This is a genomic window from Marinobacter sp. S6332 (assembly GCF_023016045.1).
Lineage (GTDB): Bacteria > Pseudomonadota > Gammaproteobacteria > Pseudomonadales > Oleiphilaceae > Marinobacter.
The window spans coordinates 110,205-135,392 of sequence record NZ_JALKAP010000007.1 but is presented as its reverse complement, the minus strand read 5'-3'; the positions used below and the strand labels follow the sequence as shown (position 1 = coordinate 135,392).

The window sequence follows — 25,188 nt, the reverse complement described above, 5'->3', positions numbered from 1 at the left end:
CCAATCACTCTTTTAGGCCGGAGAAATTGATGGGTAGGGATACACCCAGAGAGAAGTCCGGTGCGTCCTCAGTCAGGCCGATACCAAGACTGGTGTTCACGATAGTGGTATCGCTAACCCGTGTCCCTAGCGACATGCTCAGGAAACCGGTCATCTGATCCTGCGCCATTGCTTGGTCACCGTTCGTGAATGTGAGAACAGTTTCGTCGCTGTAGCTCAACTGAGCCGAAATGCTCAGGGAGATATCGTAGGAGAGCGAGTAGGCAAACCCGGCAGAGCCGGAAAGACCAAACCCTGGTTCAACCTTGTCGAGCAGCCGCGCACCACGTACTTGCTGTAGATCCTCAGCAGGCAGGTTGTAGGTAACACTTATGGATCCGAACACCACAACCGGATCAAGCACTTTTGAGAGGCTTGCACCACCGCCAACAGAGTAGTAACCGCTACCGGTTGAGAGCTGCTCATTGATATCTATTTCGTAAGGGCTAACACCAGTTTTACTGGTAAAGGTGCCGAATAGAGTGGTCGACATCTTGCCCGGCACGTAGGAGAAAGGCTGCCAACGACCTGTGAAGGAGATATCGCCAAAATCGTAAACGTTCAGTTCGTCTTCAGTATCGTACTTCACGACCAAAGGTACTCTGGCACCAACCGTCAGGTTGTCCAAAAGACCGAAATCGTAGGAAAAAGAATTAGTGAAGTTGTGGGTTGCGGAGGGCACCACATCCAGATTCCGCACAGAGCCGTTTGTAATCGCAAGATCCAGCCGCTGGTCGGCGGTATAGGAATAATCGAACGAATAGTTAAGGGAGTGGGTCCCTTTTTTCTGCAGGGAGTAGTTTTTCTCCGCAGCTTGAAACACTTCCTCAAGCTGGCGCGAAGAGTCTTCATCCCCCTCCTGCTTTGCGAGTGCATCCCTCGCCTGACCTACATTGTCGTCCTGCGCCAGGGCCATGCCCGGAAGCAAACCTGCCGCGGAAACAAGGATAAGACCTCGCATAAACCAACGATTCATCCTAACTCCCTTAATTTTTATTGGTAATAGTTCTAAGCCAGACAATGTGCCGGGCAAATGTTAATTGCGACGGTAATGCAATTGCTTTCGGGTATTCTCAACACTGCCGTCAGGGTTGTTTTTCTGACGTTCGAGTACGTTCTGGATACGTCTAGCTGTCGATTCATGAAACACTGGCATTCGTTCCAGAGCCAGTAGCGTCATGGTTTGGTCATCTACAAAGCGCAGGTCTTCTTCCTTGAGTTCCAGATTGTCTAGCGGCTTATCACTGCCCGGGAAAACGATGAACAGAACGTTGTCGTCCCACTTTTCCTCAAACTGAGCCAGCGTAAACGACAAATTACCTACGGCCGGATCCGCCATGTATACACGCCCGTCACGAATGGTTCTGAGCACAACAAAGTGCTTAAAGCCCGCATGGTGTATTGGAACAATAGCCGGGTGGTCAAGATCAATCAGATCGTCAATGGTCGCGCGGAAGCCGCCCGACGGATAACCAAGCGCCGTCACTAGGCGTTTCATATCGAGCATGGAAAAGGCCCGGCGCGAGACGATACGGTCGCTTTCGCCGTAATGCAGCAGGCCTTCCATTACTTGGCGCTCAGATAAAGTGCGCCCCAAATAAAAATTGAGAATGGTCGTCAGGGCTGCACTTCCGCAACTGTAGTCGTAGGCCTGACGCACAATATTCCGGAACTTCTGCTCAACCAGCGGCTCAATGCGAAAATCCGAACGCAATTCCACCGGGCTAGCATCGACCTTTTGTTCGATGACAACAGAACCCTTTTCAAAGGGTTCTACCACAGTAGCTTCTTGCACTATGGCGAATGTAAGAATGGACCCAGCGAGCACCATTAGCATGTCAGACGAAATCCCTGTTTGTTGTTATCCGTAGCATTTATCGGATTACATATTGTTACGGGAAGATACCGAAATAGCAGCGTGTTTAAAGATAACTGTGCCTCAAATCTGGCGCCGCGACAGCACTGCGGTCACATCTTGAAAACAAAATCCATAAGCAGATAACACAGCAAAGTTACAACCACAATGCCCATAACATTCAGCGCAAACCCGGCTCGGATCATATCGCCGATTTTCATATGGCCACTAGAGAACACTATAGCGTTGGGCGGCGTTGCGACTGGCATCATAAATGCGCAACTCGCAGCAATAGCCGCTGGAATTGTCAACAGTAGAGGCGACGCGTCTTGAGAGAGTGCCAGCGCACCAAGAAGGGGCAAAAAGGCAGCTGCAGTTGCCGTGTTACTGGTTACTTCCGTGAGGAAAATAATGACCGCCACCACCAGCATAATCATAACAATCACCGGCAGTAAACTTGCCGCGCCCATGCTCGCAGCAATCCAGCTAGCCAGCCCGGAACTGCTGATAACTCCGGCCATGGCAAGTCCGCCGCCAAACAACAAGAGCACACCCCATGGAATCGCTTTGGCCGTGTCCCAGTCTAGAACAAACGTTTGTTGGCGCACATTGACCGGAATAATAAACATGGCAATCGCTGCGGATATAGCAATGCCGGTATCCGTAAGCCAAGGCATGACACTGGCAGAGAGCAGTGGCCTGAAGATCCAGGCACTGGCTGTTAGCACAAACACCGCAGCCACCAGTTTTTCGCCTCGACTCATGTCGCCGAGAGCCGCAAGCTCATCATCAATAGCCTGACCGGCACCTTCCTGTGCAGATAGGCCAAAATCTCTACGGGTTAGCCACCACCAAATTAGAACCAGCATGACTGTGGCAACGGGAACACCAAGCAGCATCCACTGGGCAAACCCCACAGATACCCCTTGGGTCTCGCTCAGGTAGGCTGCCAGAAGTGCGTTGGGCGGAGTACCAATAAGAGTGGCAATGCCACCTACACTGGCGGCGTATGCTATACCCAGCAGCAATGCCGTAGCATAACGCTGGACATTCTCCGACTGGCCATTACCCATCATCGAAATAACCGACAAACCTATCGGCAGCATCATGATTGCGGTTGCGGTATTGCTCACCCACATGCTCAGGAAGGCCGTCGCCAACATGAAGCCGGCAATTTGGCGCTTCGGTTGATTGCCAACTGCCTTGAGCGTCATTAAGGCAATGCGGCGGTGAAGATCCCAACGCTGCATAGCCAGACCCAGAGTAAAACCACCTAGAAAAAGAAAGATGATGGGATGGGCGTAAGGGGACGTCGCCTGAGACACACTCCCTAAACCGAGCCCTGGCACCAACACAATGGGCAGTAGAGCCGTGGCGGGTATAGGGATGGCTTCTGTTGACCACCAAGTTGCCATCAGCAGCATCAAGCCAAGTGCCGACCAAGCCTCTACCGCCATGGATTCAGGTGGTGGTACAAGAATTGTCATCAAAAGAAAACCGGCACCCAGAATCAAACCGATCAACCGGCTTTTGGGATAGCCCTGCACGACATCTAAATGCTGCTCAGACATGGAAACACTCAGCTCCGCTTCTTAACTAAAAGTTATAGGTCTCGCCAGAGTATAAGCAGACCCTTTAGTTGATGTTCGTCATGATTATGGCATGCTGGAGCAGTCACAATAAGGATGATGCAATCATCATACACAAAGGAGCTGTTCTAATGACCAACGATATGTTTGAAAAAGCTACACGCATTAATCAGGCACTTTTTGAGCAATTCAGCAAGGCTGCAGAAATGCAGATGAGCGCCTTCCGTCGTTACGCTGACGTAACCATGGAGCAGGCGAAGAAAGTATCGGAAGTACGCAACCTTGAAGACCTCAAGACGGTTACTGGCGACCAAGCAGAAACCTTGAAAACTATGAGTGAACAACTCACTGAGGATTGGAAGGCATGGCAGAGCTACCTTAAGGAAGCCCGCGACGAGATGCAGCAAGCCGTCTCTGGTGAATCTGAAGAAACCCCCGATACCAAGTAGCTGGAGCACACTATGCTGGGATTGGATCTGCTAGGAAAAAAGACCAACCAACTGGTTGGTACATTTGAGAAAAAAGTGCGCGAAGGTCAAAAGCAGCTCGAGAAACTGCTTGGAGATTCCGGCATGATGGATGCCGCCAAACTCTCCACCTTGACTGAAATGTCAGATGCCTATCGAGCCATGGCTGAAGACCTGCTTCTGCATCCGTTACGCTTTGTCGGCGCTGAAGTAGATCTCGCCCGCAAGCACGCGGCCCTTGGGGCTTATGCTCTAGCCCGGCTGACCGGTCAGGAAAAGGAGCAGGTAGCCAAAGCAGATCCAGATGACCGGCGTTTTAAAGCAGAGGAATGGCACACTCGTTTGCCCTTCGATGTCCTGCACCAATCTTACCTGATCAATTCCAGAGCATTTCTTAATTGGGTTGAAGAGATGGAAGGCCTGCCACCCGCAGGCCGTGAGCAGATGATGTTTTATGCGCGCCAACTCACCAGTGCCCTCTCCCCTGCCAACTTTCTTATAACAAACCCCGAAGCGCTGAAAATAACCTGGGAGCGCAAGGGGATGAATCTGGTCGATGGCACACGGCTGCTTATTGACGATTTCCGCCAAAACCCTTCGCTATTCAATGTCGGCATGACTGATAGGTCGGCGTTCGAAGTGGGCGGTAACCTTGCTACCACGCCAGGCAAAGTGGTGTATCAAAATGACCTGATGCAGCTTATCCAATACACGGCGACAACAGAAAGTGTGAGTAAGCGCCCCTTGCTTATTGTGCCGCCATGGATCAACAAATTTTACATCCTCGATCTCACAGCCAAAAACTCTTTCATACAGTGGCTGGTTAATCAGGGCCAAACAGTTTTTGTTATATCCTGGCGCAACCCCGGGCCGGAGATGCGAGATAAAGCTTGGGAAAACTATATGCTGGAAGGCCCTTTGGCGGCTATGGAGGCAGTAACTGCGGCCACCGGCGAAGACGAGATGAACCTTCTCGGCTACTGTATTGGCGGAACCCTGTTGGCTTCAACTCTGGCTTGGCTAAAGAAGAAAGGGAAAGAGCCAGTCGTTAGTGCGACTTACTTGACCAGCCTTTTGGACTTCTCCGATCCAGGCGGCATTGGCGTGTTCATCAATGAGCATTCAATCCGCGGCATTGAACGCATGCTGGAACACAAAGGCTATCTCGATGGCCGCGCCATGGCATTTACCTTCAATTTGCTTAGGGAGAACGAGCTTTTCTGGTCGTTCTGGACAAACAGCTATCTGAAAGGGAAAAAGCCATCGGCCTTTGACCTACTGTACTGGAATACGGATGGCACCAACCTGCCCGCAGCCATGCACAGTTTTTATTTGCGTGAGATGTACCTCAACAACAAGCTAGTTGAACCAGATGCGCTTAGCTTTGCAGGGGAGAGCATTAACCTGAAGGAAATCGATGTGCCTTCGTTCTTTCTTTCGGCACGGCAGGATCATATTGCCAAGTGGAAAACCACCTATAAGGGCGCGCTTGTTCATGGCGGCGATGTGCGTTTCGTCTTGTCTGGTTCAGGCCACATTGCGGGGGTAATTAACCCGCCATATAAAGAAAAATACGGCTATTGGACAAACGAAACCATGAGCGAGAACCCCGATGAATGGCTTGAAACCGCAGAGGATCACCCGGGGTCCTGGTGGCCTCATTGGCTGGAATGGATACAGCAATATGCAGGTGAGCCTGTCGCCGCTAGGGTGCCCGGGGATGGCGAACTTGAAGTCATCGAAGACGCACCCGGTAGCTATGTGCGGGTGAAGGCGGCAGAAGCCGCTGGGTAAAACCCTAAAGCAGGAAAATTTGAAGCTTAGGCGCTCTCCGGTGTATTGGGCTTTCCAATAAATTGAAAGCCGTCAGCCGGGCAGCAACTCAATCGGGTAACGGATCGTTGTCTGGCCTATTCCGGGCCGCGATCCGAAATTCACAAGCTTTAGCCGGTTACAGATTTTATTCTCCAGTCCCGGCTCACCCAGTGTCGATTCAACCACCGAGCATTTGGACACAACGCCACTGGGCTCAATAACCAACTCAGGGGTAATGCTTCCCTGCAGTGACGGTTTACGCCGAAGTTCACGGTTGTAGATGCTGTAAATAGCGGACTTGTTCGTATCCATTGTTCGCCTCATATCTTCCTTGCTCCGTGTTCTGGAGGCGGTTTCCTGCTTTTCGCGCCGTACAACTTCTCTAGCTTCGGCAACACGTTCAGCTTCCGCTACTTCTGCCCTTTCGCGCTCTGCCAACGCAAGCTGACGGCTTTCGCGCTCAAGCGCAGCGTCCTGAACACCTGCACTGCGCGCATTGGTGGTAGCTCTAGCAGCCAAAGTATCTTCGGTTTTTCTGGTGATTGGCTCGGCAGTTTGCGCCAACGGTGTATCCAGCTTTATCGAGTTAGCCAGTGAACTGAGCTTTGAAAGCTCGTCACCCATCGCCAAAACACCTGTGTTTTTTGCTTTTTCACGGGCTTGGGCAACAGCTTCAGGCTTCGGTGCTTCTTTTAGCTCTGGCTCAGGCACCGGAGGCTCGGGTTTAGGTTCGGGCTGGGGTTCCGGTTTAGCAAGCTCTACCTCAACCGGCTTTTCTTCCGGCTTTATTTCAGGTTCCGGCTCTGGCTCAGGTATGGGCTCTGGCTCGGGTAAAACCGGCTTGGGGGGCTCTTTCTTCTCGATCACCAATTTGGCCAATTGCGGCGGTAAGGCTTCCGCCACTTGCCTATCTAGTTCAGGCAACTCAATCAAGCTGACGTAACCGGCAAAGGCGACGAACAACGGGGCCACAACCAGAGCAGTAGAAAGCAACCGCTTGCGCTCTCCACTCTCCTGACTCCAAGGCAACCTATACCGATACTCAGCCTGATTCCGGGTCATACCCCGGTGCTCTCTTTAGAGCGTTGGTTAACCGCTAGCGATATGCTCGCATACCCTGCATCCACACAGGTCGACATGATTTTTTTGAGTAGATCGTAGGGCAGTTCGCGGTCTGCCAAAATGGTAATCGCCCGCCCAGCTTCCGGTGCGGGTGCACCCGACCGGCTAGCCTGATAATCCAGCTCCTGTTTAAGCCCCGGCTCTACCTGCCCTTCAAGGTTTTGCAGCGCTTCGCGCTTGATAATTAAGCGGCCGTTGATGAGGATGTCCTGATCGGTCACTATCAGTGCCAGCACATCATCCGGCGGTTGCACAGCCGAAGAGTCCGGCAACTTGATAGTACTGCTCTGGTTAAGCACCTGCACATCAGACGATGAGTTAACCATCAGGAAGAAGACAAGAATCGTAAAGATGTCCATTAACGACACCAGATTCATCTTACTCTGGCTCTTGTTGCGCCTATGATGGCGCTTCAAACGGCGGGCTTTTGCGGATTCTTTCATGATTGGCCCCCGGCTTCTTGCGCTTCGTCAGTATTCACTACCGGCGCATCACCCAGGGAAATCTCGGGAAACAGCTCTGCTTCCACCAGATTGCCTGCAACCACGGCATCGTAGGAGCGAACCGTATCCATCACGCTGACCAAAACCTGATACGAGGTTTCCTGAGACGGCATGATGATTACATCCCTTTTCTCGGGAACGCGGCTTTTCAGCTCCTTCATAACGTCTTTGAGTACGGCGAAATCGTACTCGCCGTTGTTTTGCGCAATGGCTTTGATAACGCCGCCCTGATTATCCGCAACCACAAAACGATCCTCATGGATCACCACCTGTATTTGCAGCTCTTCAGCCTGCTCTGTCGCAAGACTCTCGCCGGTGGGGAAGTTGAGCTCCAGAACACTGGTGTGTGCAAACACCATGTTCAAAAGCAACACCGGTACAAGCACGATCATGAGATTCATGAATGGCGTGATGTCGAGATCCGGCTCGCTCTGTAATCGACGATGTTTCCGTCTCATAGCCTGAAATCCTTCAACTGGTTATCAGGCCGACGCTGCCGCCGGGGTAGCAGGTGATGCAGCTTGCACCGGGGCACCCGGGCGCGATCCCGAGCCATCGCTGAGCAGGTTAAGAACCTTTATACCGGCCATTTCAAAGCTGTCTACAATTTCATTGGTCTTGGTTTGCAGAACGGAATGAACCAACAACATGGGAATTGCCGACATAAGGCCAAAAGCAGTGGTGTTCATGGCCACGGAAATACTCTGGGACAGCAAACTGGCTTTTTGTGCAGGGTCAGCGGCTGCAACCGCCGTAAACGCGGCAATCAAACCAATGATGGTGCCCAATAGACCAAGCAGTGTTGCAATATTGGCGAGGGTTGCAAGATATTGAGTGCGCTTTTCAAGGCGCGGAATAACATCCAGTAGCCCCTCTTCCATCGCGTATTCTATGTCTTCACGGCCCTGACGACGTGCTAACCGCTGAAGTCCATAGCCGATCATGGTCGACATGCCGGTACCGGATTCCTGAGCGTAATTGAGCGCCCCCTTGAAATCCCGCTTTGCAATCATCTGGTGCAGACGGTTGAAATCCCTGCGATTGGTTATCTTTTGAGCAGATAAGTATACGTATCGCTCAATGGCTACAATGAGTCCGATGATCAGCACAACGGCGATCGGAAACATAAAAAAGCCACCTTCCTGGAAGAAGCGAACGGCGGTATCGATCATATTCTGGGCACTCCATAGTCCGAATTTTGAGATAGTCTAAGCGCTGCTCTGCCTTAAAGGGGCTAAGTTAGCAGAAGTCTTTGTTGTGGTTTGTTGTAGTTTGCACTCGGGCACAGATACACTGTGACACACATCTCACTGAACCTCCGGTTTCACTGCGCCCTGCTCACTATTGAATGCGTCATGATAGCGGACAAACCGTTGAAACTCGTAGCGCTCTAACGGCGCAAATTGGTGCTCCACTATTAATTGCTCGTCGGGTGCCCGGAGCTCCTCTACTTTTGCTGGCTGCCAGGGCACCAAATACATCACAGTAGGCACCTCCTGATCGCCCCGAATACGGGTGCCTTCAATAGTCACTATGTTCGACTCCTGAGCTTGGGCAAACGAACCACTAAGCAATAGCAGGCCCACAAAAAGGATTCTTTTTCCTATTGGACTCACACCCTGTACCTCGCATTAAATTCTGCTTTTTGCATCGAATATCCAGTCTTTCAATCGTGGGTCCGGGTCATCTGCAAGTGCTTTATATTGCTCATACAACGGCAGAGCCTTGGCTGGTTCCCCAAGATATATGTCCAACAAAAATGCCAAATTGAGTATTGCGGGCAAGTACTCGGGGTTTGCAGCAAGCGCCTTCCGGTAATGTTGTTCAGCTACCGGGAAATCACCGGTCATCCGGGCAATAACACCAAGATGGTTGAGCGCAACGATATGGGCCGGGTCCATGTCCAAAACCTGTTCAAACCGGTTTCGGGCGAGTCCCATGTCACCTGCCTGAAAGGCCAGCAAGCCTAAATTGGCAATAGGGCCAGGCCGCTGGGGGTACTGTGCAGCCATCTGCTCAAAGCGGGCTTCGGCCTCATCCGTATCGCCATTTTGCATCAACACAACGGCTTCGGCGAATGCCGCCTGCAATTGCGCTTCCGATTCTTTCAGAGCGTCCTTGTTTTCTGGTGTATCCACCCCCCCGGGCCCCAGCGCACAACCAGACAGAAGCAACAGTAGCAGAAGCGTCGCGCTTAGATTCTTATCCCAGTTCATGAACCACCCCGGCGGTAACTTCAGGCTTGTTGTAGCGGCCGGGAAGCAAGCGACGCAAGGATTCATAGCTACGTTGTACCCACTCGTCAAAAATACCCTCACGGGCACGGAGTATGTTTTGTTCGTGGATATCTATAGCGTTGTCTTCGAATGGATAAGCCTGCTCTTCCAACAAGAGCTCGTATTGCGAAAGCTCCAGTTCGCTGAGGCCTTCCGGACGTTCGGAATCCATCAAATCTGCGCCGAGGCGGCTGTATATGTGAGCAATCTGAAAGCCAGCTTCTGTGGCATACGACGACAGCCCATAGCTCGCTGTTTTTTGGTAGGCACGCACAGCCGTTTCCAATGCATTCGTTTTGGCCACCATGCTTTTATTCAGAGGTAAGGTCAGGCGGATACTGTCGTAGCGTGCCAAAGCATCCCGCGCCAGAGTTGCGGAGGCAGATGCGGCCAAGTAGCGCATGCGTTCATCTACAAGCTCGGGGTTTTGATCAACCTTTTCCATTTGCCGGTTTAACCAGAAATTACGCTTCTCAATGTCACCACGGATTTGGTAAAGCTCGGCCAGTCGGTTAGCCGCTTCCATATAGATGTCCGCTGGCTCGGGGTGACGATTGGCGTATTGCCGCCAGGTATCTATAGCTTTGGCGTGATTACCGGCCTGATCGTAAAGCTCTGCTGCTATCTGCAGGTTTTGCCTTCGTTCCTCTGGTGTGGTGGCCATTGCCACCATTAGATTCAACTCGTCTCCGGCCTTTTCCCATTGTCCCGTTTCCCGATAAGCAAGGGCCAGTTTTGCTGGCACAGTATCAACCAGCTCATGCTCGGGAAAACGCGAGCGAAACCCGGTTAGTACGTTAATCGCTTGTTCCCAGCGTGCGGCGCTAACCAAAAGAGAGGCCGCATCGTATTGCGCATTGGCATTCAGTATAGAAGCTGGCGCAACGGCGCCAACACGCAGGTACTCACTTACGGCAGCGTCTAAATTTCCAGCCTTTGCCAGCTGATCTGCTTGACGAAATACCGCTGCCGCCATGTTTTCTTCTATGCCGGATCGCCTGTCGTCTTGAGCGGCCATCATAGCCAATGCATCATGGTAGGTTTGTTCGGCTTCAGCGTAGCGCCCAAGCTCAAACAGACTGTGGCCCGCCAGCAGTAGAGCCTCGGTAACCAGCATAGGATCTGCTGCTGGCGCCCAGTTGGCCAAGCGCTCGGCCATGGGAATGACCTCTTCAAGGTTTTGCTGGTCAAATTCCCGTTGCAAAGCGATGTAATAAACGCTTGGCGCTCGGGGGTCTTGCGGGTGAGCATTGACGAATCGAAGGCGATTAAGCTGTTGCATCTCCTGCAAAGCAAAAAGATCCACCGTTGTTTCACTCATCCAACTGCGGGCATATTCCCGGTATGCCAGCACCGAGGCATAACCCGCCTCCGCAGCACGGTCAGATACAGTACCAACAGCTGGAAAATCATAGGCAACGCGCTCAAATGCGCTGATGGCATCTGGCCACTCTTGTAGCTCTACATAGGTTTCAGCCAACAGAAACAACCGCTCCGGCGTACGCAGGTGGTTCGGAAAAGTAGCGGCAAATTCCGCGTAGTAAGCCGCAGCCTGTCGGTAATGCTCCTCAGCACTCAAGCTTCGTTCCCCTCTATCTGCCTCGCGGTTCTGAGAAATTTGTGGCTTGCGCCCTTGCCGTCGCTTTTCCCCTGCCAGCAAATAGTGGCGGTCTGCTAACTCTGGCAGCAGTATTTCAAGTTGGCTTTCAATATAGGCCTGCGTTTCAGAATCAGCCTCCGGCCAGAAGTCGCTGTATATTCCATAGCTTGCAATAAACCCTGCTTTACGACCAGGAACAAACTTATCAAAACCGGCTAACTCGAGCGTGTCGATTGCTCGCATAGAGTAACGTGGGGCCCACCGGCTTTGCGGACGCTCTTCAATAAAAGCATCAAAAACCGCAATCGCGTCGCTGTATCGTTCACGCGCAACAAGCAAGGTGGCGTAGCGCTCGTACACCAGTGTTTCGTAGGGTCGGCTGCCTGTTTGGCGAAATAGGGATTGAAGGGTTTCAGCGCCATCCAGATAAGATAGTGAAAGGCCAAAAACCCGGAACAGGTCTTCAGTAAGGGTTTGATAAGGCTGATCCGGCATTTCTGCCACCCTTTCAGCTGGCATGATCAAATCCAGCACAGCGATGTAGCTATAAAGTGCTTGCTGATAGTCGCCCTGTTTAAACTGACTCCACCCTTTCATGTAGTGGGCATTCATTAAGAAGGATGAATCTGAGTTACGCTCGATTCTCGCCTGAGTAACCCTGTTAAACGCTTGTTCCGCTTCCGGATAGCGGCCGTTTATAAACAGGATATCCCCACGCCGAAACTGGGCTTCTTCCCAGTAAGCTGACCCCGGATAATTTGCTACCAAAGTATCCAGCGCACTCAGCTGTTCGCTGGTCATGCCCCGCAACTCATAGGCTCGGGCCAACTGGTAGTAAATCTGATCGTTACCGTCACGCTCCGGGTAGTCCGACAGCAAACCCGTATATGAAGCGATGGCACCAGACAGATCATCCTCTGCGGTTTCAGTCAGTACGCGTTCGGCCCGGGTGAATTCGAGATCGGCAAGCCTGTGTCGAATCGTGACCTGTTTGTTGGGGTCTTCCACCAGCGGCAGTAAATTCTGATAACTGCGCATCACGGCTTCAAGGGAGACCCGATCCGCTGGTAACTGATCCGGCGTTGCCCCACGCTCTTTAAGCTCTGAAGCGGGTTCTGTATTTCGAGAAGTAAGAGAAGCAAAGGTTCCCGGCTCGGCAACGGGGATATCGCCATCGCTCTGCCCCCACCATAGAGTCTGACACCCAGTAATCAGCAGAGCCGACACTATCGGCGTTAACGCTCGGGCAGCTTTGAGAGAATAATTGCAGGCCGAAAACTCACAGGTTAGGCGCCTCTTACTCATTAGCGGCCTCCGTGCTCTGGCCTGCCCGGAACAGTCGATCCGCCAGCCGTGCTTGAGCATGGCGTGATGCCACCAGATAGCGCCGCAAATCCCTGCCCTGCTGTTCAAGCGCCTTATCCAAGCGCCCCACGAGAATGCTGCGTGCTTGCGCGATGGCTTCTCGTACCTGCGCTTTCAGCGATTGAATGTCCTCGCCTTTGCGGATGAGCCGACCAGCCAACTCGTTATGCTTTTCATCCCCTGCCATCAGAGCTTCTATGGCCGCTCTTTGATTCTCAAACTGTTGCATTTCCGCGTTCAGTTCACGCAACTGTTTCTGGGCGGCCCAGCGATTTACGCCGTAATCGTTCGCGAGGGTCCAATCGAAGTAGGCTTTCATTCGCGCATACTTATCGCGCTGGCGCTCAGCACTCTTGTCGTTGCCAAGTGAGCCGTCACGAAGCTGTGCAAGGGTCGCGGCAACCCTCTCCAGCCTAGCCTTGAGTTCTTTCTGCTTCGTTGTCATAAAGAAGCCGACATCTTCAGCCGCAAGGGCAGCTTCAATCTCAACGCGAAAGGAGTTTTTTTGCTCCACCCATTCATCCGCCTTTTGCTGCTCCAGCTCAAAGCGCGCCTCACGACTTCGGCGTTCGCGCTGCACCCGGCGGGTTTCCAACATAGTTTCAAAGGTGCCGAGTTGGCCTTCCCGCTGTATCAGCAAGGCCTGCACCTGGTAAAGCTCATTGAGTTCGCTCAAGGCCTGCTGGAAAGGCTCCGTTGCCAGCACATCTGAAATGCCAAAATCCGAAGGCATCACCCGCAGGCGACCGTAGGCGTCTGTTGCAATGTCGTCGTTGTTCCGGAGAAAGCTCAAGCGCGCCATCAAACTCTCTTCAGTCAGACTCTGACGCGCCGCAATGAGCTCTCGACCACGAGATTCGTAGTGTTCGGAAGCCTGAGCAAAGGCATTTAGCGCCTTACGGGGCTGGTTCAACTGTTCAAGCACGTATCCCCGGGCGTAAGGTACCTGCTCCCGCCAGGATAAAAACAAGGTGCGTTGCGACAGTGCCTCCAACGCATCCAAAGCCCGTTGCAACTGCCCCTGCTCTGCCGCTGCAACTGCGTAATCGTATAATGCTGTATCGGAAAATACGCCGTCCAGAGGCATTGCGCCTAATAGCCTCAATGCGTCATCAAATCGGCTTTCTCTCAGGTATAGCCGGGCGAGCGATAACCGACTTTTATCCAACAAAGCGCGATACTCTGAACCCCTATCGCCTGTTGGCGTCTCGCCTTCCATACCGGAAATCAGTTCTCGCAGACTTTGCTGTGCTTTCTCGGCATCACCGGCCGAAACCTCTGCCATAGCTATGTTGTAACTCAAATAGTGAGCCCATAAGCCTGAGTGTTTTAGTTGTGCGCGCAAGTGCTCCACCAGCGTCTCGCCGCTCGCATTCATGCTAGGGTTTTCACGAGGGTTTTCACGAGGGCTTTCATGAGAGCTTGCGTAACTGCCGTTATCGCTATCGGACAACATGGCTAACCTTGCTCTCAGGTAGAGCCACTCTGCGTATAACTCTGAGTTACTTTCTTCTAGTACCAGAGCATCCACCTTTTGAAAGTTTTCATGGGCTTGAGGGTAGTCACCCTCTAAGTAGAAGACTTTACCGAGATAAAACCACGCTTGGCTGCGTATACCGGGCGCCAGAGTTACGCCAGAGTCTGCGCCGCGCTCACCTGCACTGCTTTCATTTATGTCAGGTTGAGTGTCAGTAGCCTTGGTCTCTTCAAGTAACCGGGTGAAGAGATCGCGAGCTTCCCGCGGCATTCCGTAGGAAAGCATTAGCCCGCCTTCGACTAATTCCGGATAGGCTCCATGGCCACGAATGCGGCCACGTTCACGGGCAACCTCCAGCAAGGTTAGCGCTTTGAGTGCCTCGCCTTGATGATAGTTATAGAGTACCCGGCCGTACGCAGGATCCTTAGCCCTTGCTGGTGCTACATCAGCATTAACCAAAGCCGCATCAAGCATAAACAACAAGCACACGGCAGCTAACGCGACTAGACGCGCGCCTATATCAGTCCTAGTTGCTCTTGCGAGGAAAACCACAGGCTGGGTCACTCCCACTCCACAATAGAAACCACTGGCTGGTAATTCGATGAACGATCTTGAATACGAATTTCCAGAGCCGCCGTCTCGGTACCCTTATCAAACGCCAGAGTGGCTGCTTGCTTGTAGGCGCGATTGTCTGGCCCCATACCTTCTACAAAAACCGTGACCTCGTGGGTTCCGGTTTTGAGGTTACCCATATACAAACGCTGCATGCCGCCCCGTTCAAGAGCAGTGACCTGACGCTCCGTATAGAGGTGGGAAGCTACAATCTCGCCGTTAACTTTTAACTTCACCGCGTCCAGCTTTAAGAATTCACCTGCGTCGACGCTTAGGAAAACGGCAAATTGGGTGCTAGCGGGAAACAACAGATCCTCTTCCAGAATAAAAAGATCCCGGTTAAGGCGAATGACTTTCTTTTTGAGATCCTCAACGCGCTCCGCAACGGCTCTGCTATCGTTGGCTGCATCAGGTTCGGCTGCCAAAGCAGCACCCGTGAGCAGCATCAATGCAGCCAGTAAAGCGGCGGCCAAGGTTTTCAATGAATCCGTCATAATCTGGTTTCCTGCTTACTCAATATTCAAGAATCAGTGATGCTCTGGTCACCAGTGCATCAAATGAATAAAGCGGCTCCTCTCCCGGCAAGTAATTGCCCGAAGCGGTTACATCCCGGAAATTGTCATAATCGAAATTCAGCCAATCCAGCAGCAAGCTGAATTGCAGGCGTTTGATGCCGGGCAAGGATGTTTGCTTCCACTCATAGACCGCACCGGTTGCCAGAGTTGTGCCCGAAAACGCACTCATTTCCTTGTCTCTCGCCAAATGGTTCTGTGAGTTTTCATAGAGAAATAGATCACTGTAGAAATCCGCCTCACTCTGGCGGTAATAACGAACCGAGCCTTCCAACGACCAGTGTTGGTTCAGACCGTGCACATAGCCCAATTGAACCGTATGGGCCTGAATGCCCCAGGTATCCGTAAAATACCGGTACTCGCCACGAATGGAGGCTCGATAAGGCAGGTGATAAATCGCTCGTGCAGCCACCGCTGTACTGGTTCGGGTTTCCGGGTAACGCTCGGGCTGGTAAAGAAATGCAGTGGCATCATTCGGATCCAAATACCGGTTCTGGCGATAGGGGTTCTGCAAAAACCCCTCATCTGTAACCACTTCCAAATCCAGCCCAACCAGCATGTTGCGGGTTAGCACCTGACTCAAACCGAGTTGGAAGTTGCGGCGGTCGGCGTCTTCACTAAAACTGTCGTTACCACGCTTGCCAACTTCATCCCAGCCACCTGCATAGCCAAGAGTGAGCGTAGACATTCCGCCAAAGAACTCTTGGCTTACAGTGAAGTAGAGGGTATTGGCTTCGTAGTCGTTCTCCGAGCTGTTGGTAAAGCCCAGACTCATAATCGCCCGGTCGTACAAATAGTCGACACCGAGTGTGTATTCAGTGCGTTCTTCTTTGTACGCACTTGCGGTTGCCAGTACATCGACAGAGGCCGCAGACACCATATCCACGTAATACTGCCCAGACACCGACACTTGCGGCCCAACACTTTTGCGCGCTAAAAGTACCGGACCGTCGATCACCATTCCGCCGCCATCATAGCGATGGTATAGCATGTCTACGCTATCAACCGGCAGGGTTGCAGCATGGGCAAGCGGGCCAAGCGGGAATAGAACCATGGCTGTGAAACTTGCCCACAACAGCCTGAACAACCTGCGGCCATCAGTTACACCCACAACCACCTCCCGCGCCACCTTCCGCTCCACGGGCAGACTCTCTGGATTGATACACATGGTTCATGTAGGAATCCGCTTTGCCGTGGCGGCTCAGGCTCATGATTGGGTCGGCTAAGCGATCCCTTTCATAGGGTTTTACCCAAGGCTCTATAGAACTACACCCAGCGGTCGCCGACAGCATTAATGCCACAAGCAAAGGCATAATGGCGGTTGTTTTAAACATTACACTTGCCCACCCGGGAATCACTCTCGCACCAACTCTCTAATTTGGGCTTCATACTCGTCTTCGTAACCGGGTTTGTAGCCATAGTGAATGTAGCGGACGTTGCCATCGCGATCGATCATCACGGTCGTTGGCATGGCAGGCACCTCGTAAAGCTCGCTAACTGAGCTTTCCGGGTCGTACAAGATCGGGTAGCTCACCGGAACCTTGTCCAGAAAACGTAAGGCCTCACCCCGGTTTTCATCTACATTCACCGCCAAAATAGTAAAACCTAAATCCTGATAACGGCCGTAGAGATCGTCCATTAATGGCATTTCCTGTCGGCAAGGGCCGCACCAGGAAGCCCAGAAATTAAGCATAACCACTTCGCCGCGATGATCTTCAAGCCGAATATTGTCCCCAGCTCGGCTTTCCAACGTAAAATCCGGAGCCGGAACGTTAATCGCCTCTGCCTGCGCCAAGGTTGCAACGCCAGACAATGCCAGTACCAATGCAGCAGCTTTAACGGGGTTGTTCATTTCAAGGCTCCTGTGTTTAGAAAAAGACCGACAGCCCGGTGCTGATCTCAGTGTTCATGGATGTCTTCTCCGCGCCCACCACATCAATCTGGTAATAGTGCTGGCGTACACCAAGGTGTATCGCAAGGCTGTCTGTAAGCAAAATTTGGTAGCCAGCTCCGGCGTTGATAGTAAATCGGGTATCGCCTCCAAACTCGGTTGCACCAGTACCGCCAATCAGATAGAAATTGGTATTGAACGCATAGTTTTCAGTAAGAAACGCCTGCCCGGGCAGAATGTTGTAGCCCAGATTGATGTTGTAATAGCTGCAATCACGCTCGCTATCTGTTAGCACCTGTACGTTACCCGCAAGATTCTCGAAACTGGTTGCACCGGCCTCGGCAAAGCCTAACCCAGCCTCGAAAAAAAACGATTCACTCAGGTGGTAGGTAAGCTTGCCGCCGTACACAAACGACGATTCAAAATCCTCAATGTTGAGCACACCCGCAAAGGCGCCTATCTCGAAGTTTTCGGTATCAATGAGCGCTTGATCAACGGGCACAGGCTTTACATCCGGCTCGATTAAAGGCCGGTCGTCGCGCTCGGTTTCATCTGCAGCTAACACCGAAGGCGCAATAGCCATAAGGTGTGCAAGGCAAAACCCGGTCAGAAAAAGATGCTTAGTCCGATTTTCCATTCTGTCGCTTCTTCATTGGTTGATCGGCTGGTAAAGACTTTGTAGTCCTTAACCTCGGCCCGTATGAAATAACGCTCTGAGATGTAGGCTCGCAACCCCACACCAGCATGGCCAACGCTGTTGTCTCGTTCCTCTGGCACCGCCAAGGTTGCTTTCGGGTCCACCCAAATATGTCCTACCCCGAGGGTGAAAAACGGCGACACCCGCCAATGGGGAAATGGCTGATGCACAATGTTGGCGTTTACCATCAACATTTCCGAAGCGCTGCCCAGCATCTGCGAACCCCAGAGCTCTGCGGCGAGATTGGGCGTAAACCAGTAGCCTCCATAACCGGCGGTTACCGGCGCACCTTGGAACCTTCCCATCATTATTCCGGCTTCAACATTCCGCTCACTGAACGCGGCTAAGTCCGGCACACTGAGGGTAACCCTTTCACCGGTTGCATCCCTTGTTTGGGCAATATCGGCCACCGCCACCCAACCCTCACGGTCTTTGCGGTCCCGTACTTTTACCCAGCCGGTTTTGCGTTGTAAAAGTGTCAGCCATTCGCCCTTTTCACTGCTGTGAAATACGGGATACCCCACCGCCGGGCCTGTGCGCCAAGCAACAAACGGCTCCACAACCTGAACCACCTGCGCAGGTTCATCGTCACTCCACAACCAGCCCGCCCATACAGTCGCAGGTAAACAGAGCATAAGTAACACAATGACAATGGGCATGAGTGTGTTGTGGGTCCCGGGTCAGTTTTCTGGAGCAGCGAATGGGTTGTTGTAATACTGGGCACCTAAATCTAGCCATTCCGCTACAAGACGCAATTCCGCAGGTGACAGGAAACCTCTATGGGAGCCCTCCGCTCCGAATGCACCCCGAAACCCATCGCTGGCAAGGGCACCATTGACAGACATGCTGGACCTCACCGGCACAGGAACGAGAATAGGTTGCTGATTACCATTTTCATCCAGAATAGGCACGCCCTCTTCATCTCTAAGCACCTCGCCCGAGTCGATCAGCCGGTCTCGCAAAACACCGTCGCTGAGCTCTTGCTCGTTATCAGGAAAGAGCAACTCTCGATAGGCTTTAAAATGCAGCGGCTCGGCATCGGAAGGGCCGTCTGTAAGGTCCAGTTGTGCCGCTGCAATGGATGGCACACCGGCAGCGTCGGCGTTGGTATGGCAGCTAATGCATGTTGCATCAACGCCTAGAACATCGCGGTTCAAGCCCCAAAGCGGATGAATATGGGCTTCGTAGTTGATAACCGTCCGGCAATTGGCCGTCCAATCGTTGGCACACACTGCGGAAACAGGAGGCGGTGTTTGCAGGTTTTCATAGGCCAGTGTTCGATCCTCTACACTCCCGGCAAGGTTCGTCCACTCACCTTCGCTGTATATCGGATCTGGTAGTGGCCGACGCAGCTGCTGTGTCCGCGCATAGACCTCTGCCATGGTTTCGCCCATATCGGCAAACAGGGCCGGGTCCGTCCCCGGAAAAGGCAGGCCCGTTGTGCTCGCACCAGCCCACACAGGATCCGGACCCGCCCCGGGGCGGCCATGGGGAATGGACGATTGGGAATCGTGACAACCCTGACATTCCACAGTTTCACCGGGGCGCACCGACAGCCAATTTTGGTGGCGATCGCTGATCCTGCGCCCCTGAGCGTCCAACACGCTGACCGCAAAGGCGACATTTGCCGGCACAGCTACTTTTACCGAGCCATCCGGCTCTACCGGCACATACCCGAGAATTTCCCGCATAAGCTGGCCACGGCTGCGGCCAAACGCGCTGTTATCAAAGTCCCATACGTTGTCATCAGGCATGGAAACAGGCTTTTCCAAGCGCAGGAACCGGGCCGGGCGCTGCGCAGCTGGTGTGATGGAGGGATTTGCCGTTGTCACGATACCGTTTGGCGCCATATCGACACCGTCTACATCGTACACACTGCGAATGTGTAAAATACCGTAGCCTGAATCCGCTAACTGAGCGGCCTCCCCCGTATACTGTGAGTCAGGAATATAGTCTTCCAAGGGACGATCCCGCATTAGAACGGCCTCGTCAAACTGCTCACCCTCCAAGGGCACCACAACGGGCTTTTGGGTTCCGTTTGTAATATCCAGAAGCCAAATACCGTATACCGGCGGCGCGGGAACATAGGCGTCAGATGCCAGTCGCGCCTCGGTGCAATTCACGATTCGGCCAGATGCTGCCTCTTCGAGTCGGCATGGAGTCCAGCTCACAAGATACCTGCCGGTGCCATCCATAAGGGGCGAAATGGAGCTATAGCGCCCCTCCAGCGTCAACTCGCCATCAAGCCTGACACCCGCAACCAAAGGAACTTGGCCGTTTCCTTCAGTGCCGTCGATACGTATTTCGGCATCCACATAATTGTCGACATCAATTTCGACCGGCATGGAGGCATAACTGTCACTTGCAAAAGGACGCAAGGGCACCAGCACAGAATCTGAGTCGGTTTTGCGTACCTTCAGATACTCGATGTCGGGAGCCGCTGGAACAGAATCGTGAGAGTTTCGCCCGTAGAGATAAGCCAGTCCTGTGCCATCGGGATTTACACGATAAAGGTTAACCCCGTTGTTGCGAGTTTGACCCGCATTGTCCCAACGACTGAATAGAATCGAGCCATCATCAGTTACCAATGGGTATAGGTCGTGGCTCTGGTTAAACGTAATCTGTTGAATATCGCTGCCGTCGTCGTCCATGGTATGAAGCACAAACGCTGGCGCATTCCGGTTCTCATCCAAGCCCGCAAACTGGCCTTTACCTTCATCCAACAAGATGGCTTTGGATATAAGCTGTCGGGTGGAAGAAAACACAATGCGCCCGTCCGGCAGATAGGCCGGTGCCACGTCCTGACCTGTTTTGGCGATGACGTTTGAGGTGATGATTCGGCGCAGATAATCGTTCGCGTGATTGTATTCCCAGATGTTCCATGTGGGCTGATCTTCGTCATCGGCGCCTTCTATTTCCGGAGCGCGCATGGCAAACAGCGCGCGATTGCCATCATGGGAAACGTGCAAGTCTTTCACGTCGTAACGCAAGCGGCCCGTATCATCTAGAAACTCCGGGCTAGCAAAGGCTCTAGAAGATACATCGACTGCACTGGCGTCAACGGATGCATTGGCTTTTAAATACAACTGGGCGCCCGGGCGGAAGGCCGAAGGATCGGCCAGATTATCTCGAGCCAGCGCCCCATTGCCGTCGACCAGCAATGGCCGCTTTACAAAAAGAACCGGATTCTCAAGCACTACAGGGTCAGTCTGCTGGCTATCCGTGCCCGACAAACAGCCTGCAAGAGAAGCTACAAGGCCAAGGCAAAGCAGTGCTCTGAAGATAGAAAGTATCACCCCAATGAGCTCTTTCGGTATGTAAGGCACGCGCCCTAGCTCCAGTAAAAAACGTTGTCACTGCTCTGCAGCGAACGAAATGCATGACATAAACTAAGTCTGTGCCGCTGTATATCTCTACGGGCTTTGCGTAAGCAAATGTAATTCCGTGGCGCACCCCACAACTACCGTAGTAAATTGCAAGTATAAACTATTAACAATTGTAAAATTGACCTATTGTGCACCAGCTAAAATTATCGAGGACGGCGACATGAAAGCCAAAGTGGGAGTGCGATTCAGCGCATTCAAGGCGTGCGGTATGTCACTCCTGATTTTGTTTGCCGCTACACATGCAGGTGCGGCTACCGCCGGAGCGCGGGAACAAGCCAAGCGAATTCATGACCGAATTGCAGGCGTACCGCCAGCGCCCTCTGTGCTTAATAGTATGGAGCAGGACATTTTGTCCGGTCGCAAACTTGATGCGGCCTATACCGCATTGGCTGATCCAGCTTTTTACAACATAACTCTGAAAAATTTTGCAGCACCTTGGACGAACGAGGCGATGACGCCTTTCGTGCCGCTAAACGATTACACCGCCACGGTGATTGGCCTAGTGAGGGACGGTGCAGATTTTCGTAAAGTGCTATATGACGACACGCTATACGTCGGCATCTGGAGTGGTTTGTCGCCCTATTCAAATTCGGACAACACGCATTATGAGCAGATAGATCAGCTTGGTTACGACCTGTCTGACACGCAAAATTTCAAAGGTGTAAGCCAATCCGCCTATAACGGCCTGCCCACGTCAGCAACCGCAGGCGTACTGACCTCCCGTGCGGCAGCCAGAGCCTTTTTCAGTGCTGGAACCAACCGCGCCATGTTTCGGTTTACGCTCATCAACCACATGTGCCGCGATCTGGAGCAAGTGGCCGATGTAAACCTGCCGCCGGACAGAATTCGTCAGGACGTTTCCCGCAGCCCTGGAGGCGACAGCCGCGTATTTTTAAATAACTGCGTGGGTTGCCACACAGGCATGGACCCGATGACACAGGCGTTCGCTTACTACGATTATGATTACAACCCCGACAACGACCCGGATGGTACTCTAGGCCAGCTGGTGTATAACACTGTCAACGACATCGACCCGGATACTCAGTCGCGGGTTCAGGGTAAGTACCACATCAATTCGACAACCTTCGAACAAGGCTATGTAACCCCTGACGATCAGTGGGACAATTACTGGCGTCAGGGTGCTAACCGGAGAATGGGCTGGGATGCAAGCCTGCCCGGCTCAGGCAGTGGTGCAAAGAGCTTGGGTAAGGAGTTGGCGCACTCTGATGCGTTCGCCGAATGTCAGGTTAAAAAAGTGTTCAAAAATGTGTGTCTCAGGCCACCCTCCACCAGCGCGGATCACTCACAGGTCAGCAACATGGTGGCGAGCTTCAGGTCCCATAATTTCAATCTGAAGCAGGTGTTTGCTGAATCTGCTGTTTACTGTGCGGGGGATTGATACCTGATGAGACCACTAACCTACCCCCGTTCAGGCCAACGCCAATCAACACTGTCCATTGCCTCAATGGTATTCGCTGCTCTGCTGTTAAGCGCTTGCGGCGGTGAGGCCACAGAAGCACTGCCCAACACGTCATCCGGTTCCGGCGCTGCAAATTACAGTGGCCCGCCACCCGCCACAGGCGATGTACAAAGTTTCAAACTCAATGTTTGGGATAAGCTTGTACAAGATAACCGATGCGGCTCTTGCCACGGTGCTGGTGGCCAATCGCCTACGTTTGTAAACCAGCAAGACATCAACAGCGCCTATGCCCAAGCAAATAGCATTGTGAATCTCGCTACGCCTTCGCAGTCGCAGATGGTTACCAAGGTCGCCGGTGGCCATAATTGTTGGACAACCAGCGATTCAGTCTGCGCCGATATTATAATCACCTACCTTTCCAAATGGGCTGACGGGGGAACCGGCTCCCTTAAAACCATTGAGTTAAAGGCACCCGTTCTGAGGCCTCCGGGAGCCACCCTTGCCTTCCCAACAGACAGTAGTGCTTTTGAAAACACCGTGTACCCGGTTCTGAAAGCACACTGTACCGACTGCCACGGCGACGGCGGGCAAACGCCTTACATTGCTAGTGAGAATCCGGACGTTGCCTACCAACAGTCCAAGAGCCGAATGGACCTAAACACTCCTGAAAACTCCCGTTTTGTTGTTCGCTTGAAAAGGGATTTCCACAACTGCTGGGCGAATCAAGGCGAAGCAGACTGCGATTGGTCGGCAGGCATGATGGAAATGGCGATCGAAGAATTCGCTCAACCTTTATCACCCACTCCAGTCGACCCAGCTCTGGTTGCCAGCAGGGCACTAGTGCTGGAGCAGGATGGATTATTGGCGAATTCCGGCGGTCGTTTTGAAGACAACATCATTGCGCTCTACGAGTTCAAGGCCGGACAAGGCCAAATCGCTTATGATACCAGCGGCGTTTCCACGGCTCTGGACCTTACACTCAGCGGCAACGTGGACTGGGTGTTGGGTTGGGGCATCAATATTGGCCCCGAAGTCCAAACACAAAGCGGCCCTGTAACACCTGCAGGCAAAGCTCAGGGCTCTACCGCCAACAGCCGCAAACTGCATACCATGCTAACCGGCTCTGGTGAATATGCCATCGAAGCCTGGGTCGCGCCGGGCAATATTACTCAGGAAGACGCACGAATCATCACCTACTCCGGCTCTGCCACCACGCGTAATCTTACGCTAAGCCAAAGCCTGCAACGCTATGAAGTGCTTCATCGCAGCACCACCAGCGATGAGAACACCCCATTCGCTACTCAAGACGGCGACAAGCTCCTGCAAGCCACACTGCAGCATGTGGTGATTAACTATGCCCCGGGCACCGGACGGCAAATCTTTATTAACGGCCAGCACTCTGGCGATGTCGACCCGGACAATGCAGGCCTGCTGTCCGAATGGGATAACAGTTTTGCGCTGGTTCTAGGCAACGAAACCGACGGCAACTCACCTTGGCAGGGTGCCATTCGCATGGTTGCCTTTCATAGTCGGTCGCTGACGCCGGAACAAATCAGAACCAATTATGATGTGGGTGTGGGGCAGAAGTTCTACTTGCTGTTTGGCGTATCCCACCTGATTGACGTGCCTGAAAGCTTCGTTGTTTTCGATGTTAGCGTATTCGATAACTACAGCTATCGCTTCACGGCCCCCTTCTTTATCAGCTTGGATGAGAATGCAGAGCCGTCGAATATCCCGCTTCAGGGCATGCGTTTGGGTATTAACGGCAAAGAAGCAACCGTGGGGCAATCTTGGGCAAACCTTGATGTAACTCTTGATAGCGAAACATACCTACCCGGAACCGGCCAATCCTTATCGCGGCTAGGTACGATCATCGCCCTAGAAAATGGCCCTGCCAGCGATGAGTTCTTTTTAACCTTTGATCGACTCGGAAGCAGCACGTTCTCGCGCTCTGAGCCTCCCTTGCCCGGAACCGTAGCGCCGCAAATTTTGCCGCCTTCATCGGACATTGGACTAAAAACCTTCGATGAGATTAATGCATCCATGGCACGCATGACGGGCATTCCCCGGACCAACGAGGCAGTTGCAAACACCTTCAACACCGTGAAGCAGCAGTTGCCAACCGTGGAGAATGTTGAGGGCTTTCTTTCCTCACACCAAATGGCCATCACTCAAATGGCCATTCAGTATTGTGACGCGTTGGTTGCAGACGCTTCGAAAAGGCAGGCCTTCTTCCCAGATTTCAACTTCTCCGCCTCTGCAGCCACTGCGTTTAATACCAGCGGCAAGCGCCAGATTACCGGCCCTCTGTTGAAGCGATTTGTGGGGGACAATCTTGGAACTCAGCCCAGCACACAGTCAATCGAAGGGGAGCTGGACAGCCTCATAGACACCCTGTCGCAGTGTGGCGGCGCCACCTGCCCGGCGGACCGCACCGAAACCATTGTTAAAGCAAGTTGTGCCGCGGTGCTTGGCAGCGCCACCACCTTGGTTCAGTAGAGG

Annotated in this window: 22 protein-coding genes; 4 read left to right on the top strand and 18 right to left on the bottom strand. The window is 52.8% G+C overall.

All coding sequences use genetic code 11. The features are described from left to right. Positions 1 to 4 precede the first annotated feature (4 nt). The 3 genes from MWU62_RS11940 to MWU62_RS11930 all read right to left on the bottom strand — a co-directional run bounded on the left by MWU62_RS11940 (position 5) and on the right by MWU62_RS11930 (position 3,465). Positions 5 to 1,015, bottom strand: coding sequence for a transporter (locus MWU62_RS11940; RefSeq protein ID WP_247115126.1), 1,011 nt, complete (start codon positions 1,013 to 1,015; stop codon positions 5 to 7). A 60-nt stretch (positions 1,016 to 1,075) separates the two neighbouring features. Beyond that, positions 1,076 to 1,876 (bottom strand): C39 family peptidase, encoded by an 801-nt coding sequence (locus MWU62_RS11935; protein ID WP_247115124.1) that lies wholly within the window; start codon positions 1,874 to 1,876, stop codon positions 1,076 to 1,078. Positions 1,877 to 2,007: 131 nt separating this feature from the next. Then, on the bottom strand, positions 2,008 to 3,465 hold the full coding sequence (locus MWU62_RS11930; RefSeq protein WP_247115122.1) for a DASS family sodium-coupled anion symporter: 1,458 nt from the start codon (positions 3,463 to 3,465) through the stop codon (positions 2,008 to 2,010). A gap of 149 nt (positions 3,466 to 3,614) precedes the next feature. Here MWU62_RS11930 and MWU62_RS11925 point away from each other — a divergent pair, with 149 nt between their 5' ends. Both MWU62_RS11925 and phaC read left to right on the top strand, forming a co-directional pair. Continuing rightward, positions 3,615 to 3,932 (top strand): phasin family protein, encoded by a 318-nt coding sequence (locus MWU62_RS11925; protein ID WP_247115120.1) that lies wholly within the window; start codon positions 3,615 to 3,617, stop codon positions 3,930 to 3,932. A gap of 12 nt (positions 3,933 to 3,944) precedes the next feature. After that, positions 3,945 to 5,744, top strand: coding sequence for a class I poly(R)-hydroxyalkanoic acid synthase (phaC, locus tag MWU62_RS11920; RefSeq protein WP_247115118.1), 1,800 nt, complete (start codon positions 3,945 to 3,947; stop codon positions 5,742 to 5,744). 72 nt (positions 5,745 to 5,816) lie between these two features. Here phaC and MWU62_RS11915 read toward each other — a convergent pair whose 3' ends face one another. The 15 genes from MWU62_RS11915 to MWU62_RS11845 all read right to left on the bottom strand — a co-directional run bounded on the left by MWU62_RS11915 (position 5,817) and on the right by MWU62_RS11845 (position 21,206). Further along, positions 5,817 to 6,827 (bottom strand): AgmX/PglI C-terminal domain-containing protein, encoded by a 1,011-nt coding sequence (locus tag MWU62_RS11915; RefSeq protein WP_247115117.1) that lies wholly within the window; start codon positions 6,825 to 6,827, stop codon positions 5,817 to 5,819. Further along, on the bottom strand, positions 6,824 to 7,330 hold the full coding sequence (locus tag MWU62_RS11910) for a biopolymer transporter ExbD (protein WP_247115116.1): 507 nt from the start codon (positions 7,328 to 7,330) through the stop codon (positions 6,824 to 6,826). The genes MWU62_RS11915 and MWU62_RS11910 overlap by 4 nt, the downstream gene beginning before the upstream one ends. Further along, positions 7,327 to 7,848, bottom strand: a complete 522-nt coding sequence (locus MWU62_RS11905) for a biopolymer transporter ExbD (RefSeq protein ID WP_247115115.1) — start codon at positions 7,846 to 7,848, stop codon at positions 7,327 to 7,329. The genes MWU62_RS11910 and MWU62_RS11905 overlap by 4 nt, the downstream gene beginning before the upstream one ends. A 24-nt stretch (positions 7,849 to 7,872) precedes the next feature. Beyond that, positions 7,873 to 8,562 carry a MotA/TolQ/ExbB proton channel family protein gene (locus MWU62_RS11900; protein ID WP_247115114.1) on the bottom strand — a complete coding sequence of 230 codons (690 nt, stop codon included), beginning with the start codon at positions 8,560 to 8,562 and terminating at the stop codon, positions 7,873 to 7,875. 135 nt (positions 8,563 to 8,697) lie between these two features. Then, positions 8,698 to 8,976, bottom strand: a complete 279-nt coding sequence (locus tag MWU62_RS11895) for a hypothetical protein (protein ID WP_247115113.1) — start codon at positions 8,974 to 8,976, stop codon at positions 8,698 to 8,700. Positions 8,977 to 9,021: 45 nt separating this feature from the next. Further along, positions 9,022 to 9,606, bottom strand: a complete 585-nt coding sequence (locus tag MWU62_RS11890) for a tetratricopeptide repeat protein (protein ID WP_247115112.1) — start codon at positions 9,604 to 9,606, stop codon at positions 9,022 to 9,024. After that, entirely contained in the window at positions 9,593 to 12,571 is a 2,979-nt protein-coding gene (locus MWU62_RS11885; RefSeq protein ID WP_247115111.1) for a tetratricopeptide repeat protein, read from the bottom strand. The genes MWU62_RS11890 and MWU62_RS11885 overlap by 14 nt, the downstream gene beginning before the upstream one ends. Beyond that, positions 12,564 to 14,672, bottom strand: a complete 2,109-nt coding sequence (locus MWU62_RS11880) for a tetratricopeptide repeat protein (RefSeq protein WP_247115109.1) — start codon at positions 14,670 to 14,672, stop codon at positions 12,564 to 12,566. The genes MWU62_RS11885 and MWU62_RS11880 overlap by 8 nt, the downstream gene beginning before the upstream one ends. Beyond that, on the bottom strand, positions 14,669 to 15,214 hold the full coding sequence (locus MWU62_RS11875) for an AraC family transcriptional regulator (protein ID WP_247115108.1): 546 nt from the start codon (positions 15,212 to 15,214) through the stop codon (positions 14,669 to 14,671). Before MWU62_RS11875 ends, MWU62_RS11880 begins: the two co-directional genes overlap by 4 nt. 19 nt (positions 15,215 to 15,233) lie before the next feature. Beyond that, positions 15,234 to 16,346, bottom strand: a complete 1,113-nt coding sequence (locus MWU62_RS11870) for a DUF3570 domain-containing protein (RefSeq protein ID WP_247115221.1) — start codon at positions 16,344 to 16,346, stop codon at positions 15,234 to 15,236. A gap of 43 nt (positions 16,347 to 16,389) precedes the next feature. Continuing rightward, positions 16,390 to 16,626, bottom strand: coding sequence for a DUF4266 domain-containing protein (locus MWU62_RS11865; protein ID WP_247115106.1), 237 nt, complete (start codon positions 16,624 to 16,626; stop codon positions 16,390 to 16,392). A 20-nt stretch (positions 16,627 to 16,646) separates the two neighbouring features. Then, positions 16,647 to 17,144, bottom strand: a complete 498-nt coding sequence (locus tag MWU62_RS11860) for a TlpA disulfide reductase family protein (protein ID WP_247115104.1) — start codon at positions 17,142 to 17,144, stop codon at positions 16,647 to 16,649. 16 nt (positions 17,145 to 17,160) lie between these two features. Beyond that, a complete protein-coding gene (locus tag MWU62_RS11855; RefSeq protein WP_247115102.1) occupies positions 17,161 to 17,820 on the bottom strand; it encodes an outer membrane beta-barrel domain-containing protein in 660 nt (219 codons plus the stop codon). Continuing rightward, on the bottom strand, positions 17,790 to 18,539 hold the full coding sequence (locus MWU62_RS11850; protein WP_247115100.1) for an SH3 domain-containing protein: 750 nt from the start codon (positions 18,537 to 18,539) through the stop codon (positions 17,790 to 17,792). Before MWU62_RS11850 ends, MWU62_RS11855 begins: the two co-directional genes overlap by 31 nt. 21 nt (positions 18,540 to 18,560) lie before the next feature. Beyond that, positions 18,561 to 21,206, bottom strand: coding sequence for a hypothetical protein (locus MWU62_RS11845; RefSeq protein WP_247115098.1), 2,646 nt, complete (start codon positions 21,204 to 21,206; stop codon positions 18,561 to 18,563). A gap of 220 nt (positions 21,207 to 21,426) precedes the next feature. Between MWU62_RS11845 and MWU62_RS11840 the strand changes: the two genes are divergently transcribed. Both MWU62_RS11840 and MWU62_RS11835 read left to right on the top strand, forming a co-directional pair. Then, entirely contained in the window at positions 21,427 to 22,665 is a 1,239-nt protein-coding gene (locus MWU62_RS11840; RefSeq protein WP_247115097.1) for a hypothetical protein, read from the top strand. 6 nt (positions 22,666 to 22,671) lie between these two features. Continuing rightward, positions 22,672 to 25,185 carry a LamG domain-containing protein gene (locus MWU62_RS11835; protein ID WP_247115095.1) on the top strand — a complete coding sequence of 838 codons (2,514 nt, stop codon included), beginning with the start codon at positions 22,672 to 22,674 and terminating at the stop codon, positions 25,183 to 25,185. Positions 25,186 to 25,188 lie beyond the last annotated feature (3 nt).

Coding starts and splice junctions, on each gene's coding strand:
- MWU62_RS11940 (WP_247115126.1), bottom strand. CDS start 1,015: ATGAATCGTTGGTTTATGCGAGGTCTTATCCTTGTTTCCGCGGCAGGT.
- MWU62_RS11935 (WP_247115124.1), bottom strand. CDS start 1,876: ATGCTAATGGTGCTCGCTGGGTCCATTCTTACATTCGCCATAGTGCAA.
- MWU62_RS11930 (WP_247115122.1), bottom strand. CDS start 3,465: ATGTCTGAGCAGCATTTAGATGTCGTGCAGGGCTATCCCAAAAGCCGG.
- MWU62_RS11925 (WP_247115120.1), top strand. CDS start 3,615: ATGACCAACGATATGTTTGAAAAAGCTACACGCATTAATCAGGCACTT.
- phaC (WP_247115118.1), top strand. CDS start 3,945: ATGCTGGGATTGGATCTGCTAGGAAAAAAGACCAACCAACTGGTTGGT.
- MWU62_RS11915 (WP_247115117.1), bottom strand. CDS start 6,827: ATGACCCGGAATCAGGCTGAGTATCGGTATAGGTTGCCTTGGAGTCAG.
- MWU62_RS11910 (WP_247115116.1), bottom strand. CDS start 7,330: ATGAAAGAATCCGCAAAAGCCCGCCGTTTGAAGCGCCATCATAGGCGC.
- MWU62_RS11905 (WP_247115115.1), bottom strand. CDS start 7,848: ATGAGACGGAAACATCGTCGATTACAGAGCGAGCCGGATCTCGACATC.
- MWU62_RS11900 (WP_247115114.1), bottom strand. CDS start 8,562: ATGATCGATACCGCCGTTCGCTTCTTCCAGGAAGGTGGCTTTTTTATG.
- MWU62_RS11890 (WP_247115112.1), bottom strand. CDS start 9,606: ATGAACTGGGATAAGAATCTAAGCGCGACGCTTCTGCTACTGTTGCTT.
- MWU62_RS11885 (WP_247115111.1), bottom strand. CDS start 12,571: ATGAGTAAGAGGCGCCTAACCTGTGAGTTTTCGGCCTGCAATTATTCT.
- MWU62_RS11875 (WP_247115108.1), bottom strand. CDS start 15,214: ATGACGGATTCATTGAAAACCTTGGCCGCCGCTTTACTGGCTGCATTG.
- MWU62_RS11870 (WP_247115221.1), bottom strand. CDS start 16,346: ATGGTTCTATTCCCGCTTGGCCCGCTTGCCCATGCTGCAACCCTGCCG.
- MWU62_RS11865 (WP_247115106.1), bottom strand. CDS start 16,626: ATGTTTAAAACAACCGCCATTATGCCTTTGCTTGTGGCATTAATGCTG.
- MWU62_RS11860 (WP_247115104.1), bottom strand. CDS start 17,144: ATGAACAACCCCGTTAAAGCTGCTGCATTGGTACTGGCATTGTCTGGC.
- MWU62_RS11855 (WP_247115102.1), bottom strand. CDS start 17,820: ATGGAAAATCGGACTAAGCATCTTTTTCTGACCGGGTTTTGCCTTGCA.
- MWU62_RS11850 (WP_247115100.1), bottom strand. CDS start 18,539: ATGCCCATTGTCATTGTGTTACTTATGCTCTGTTTACCTGCGACTGTA.
- MWU62_RS11840 (WP_247115097.1), top strand. CDS start 21,427: ATGAAAGCCAAAGTGGGAGTGCGATTCAGCGCATTCAAGGCGTGCGGT.
- MWU62_RS11835 (WP_247115095.1), top strand. CDS start 22,672: ATGAGACCACTAACCTACCCCCGTTCAGGCCAACGCCAATCAACACTG.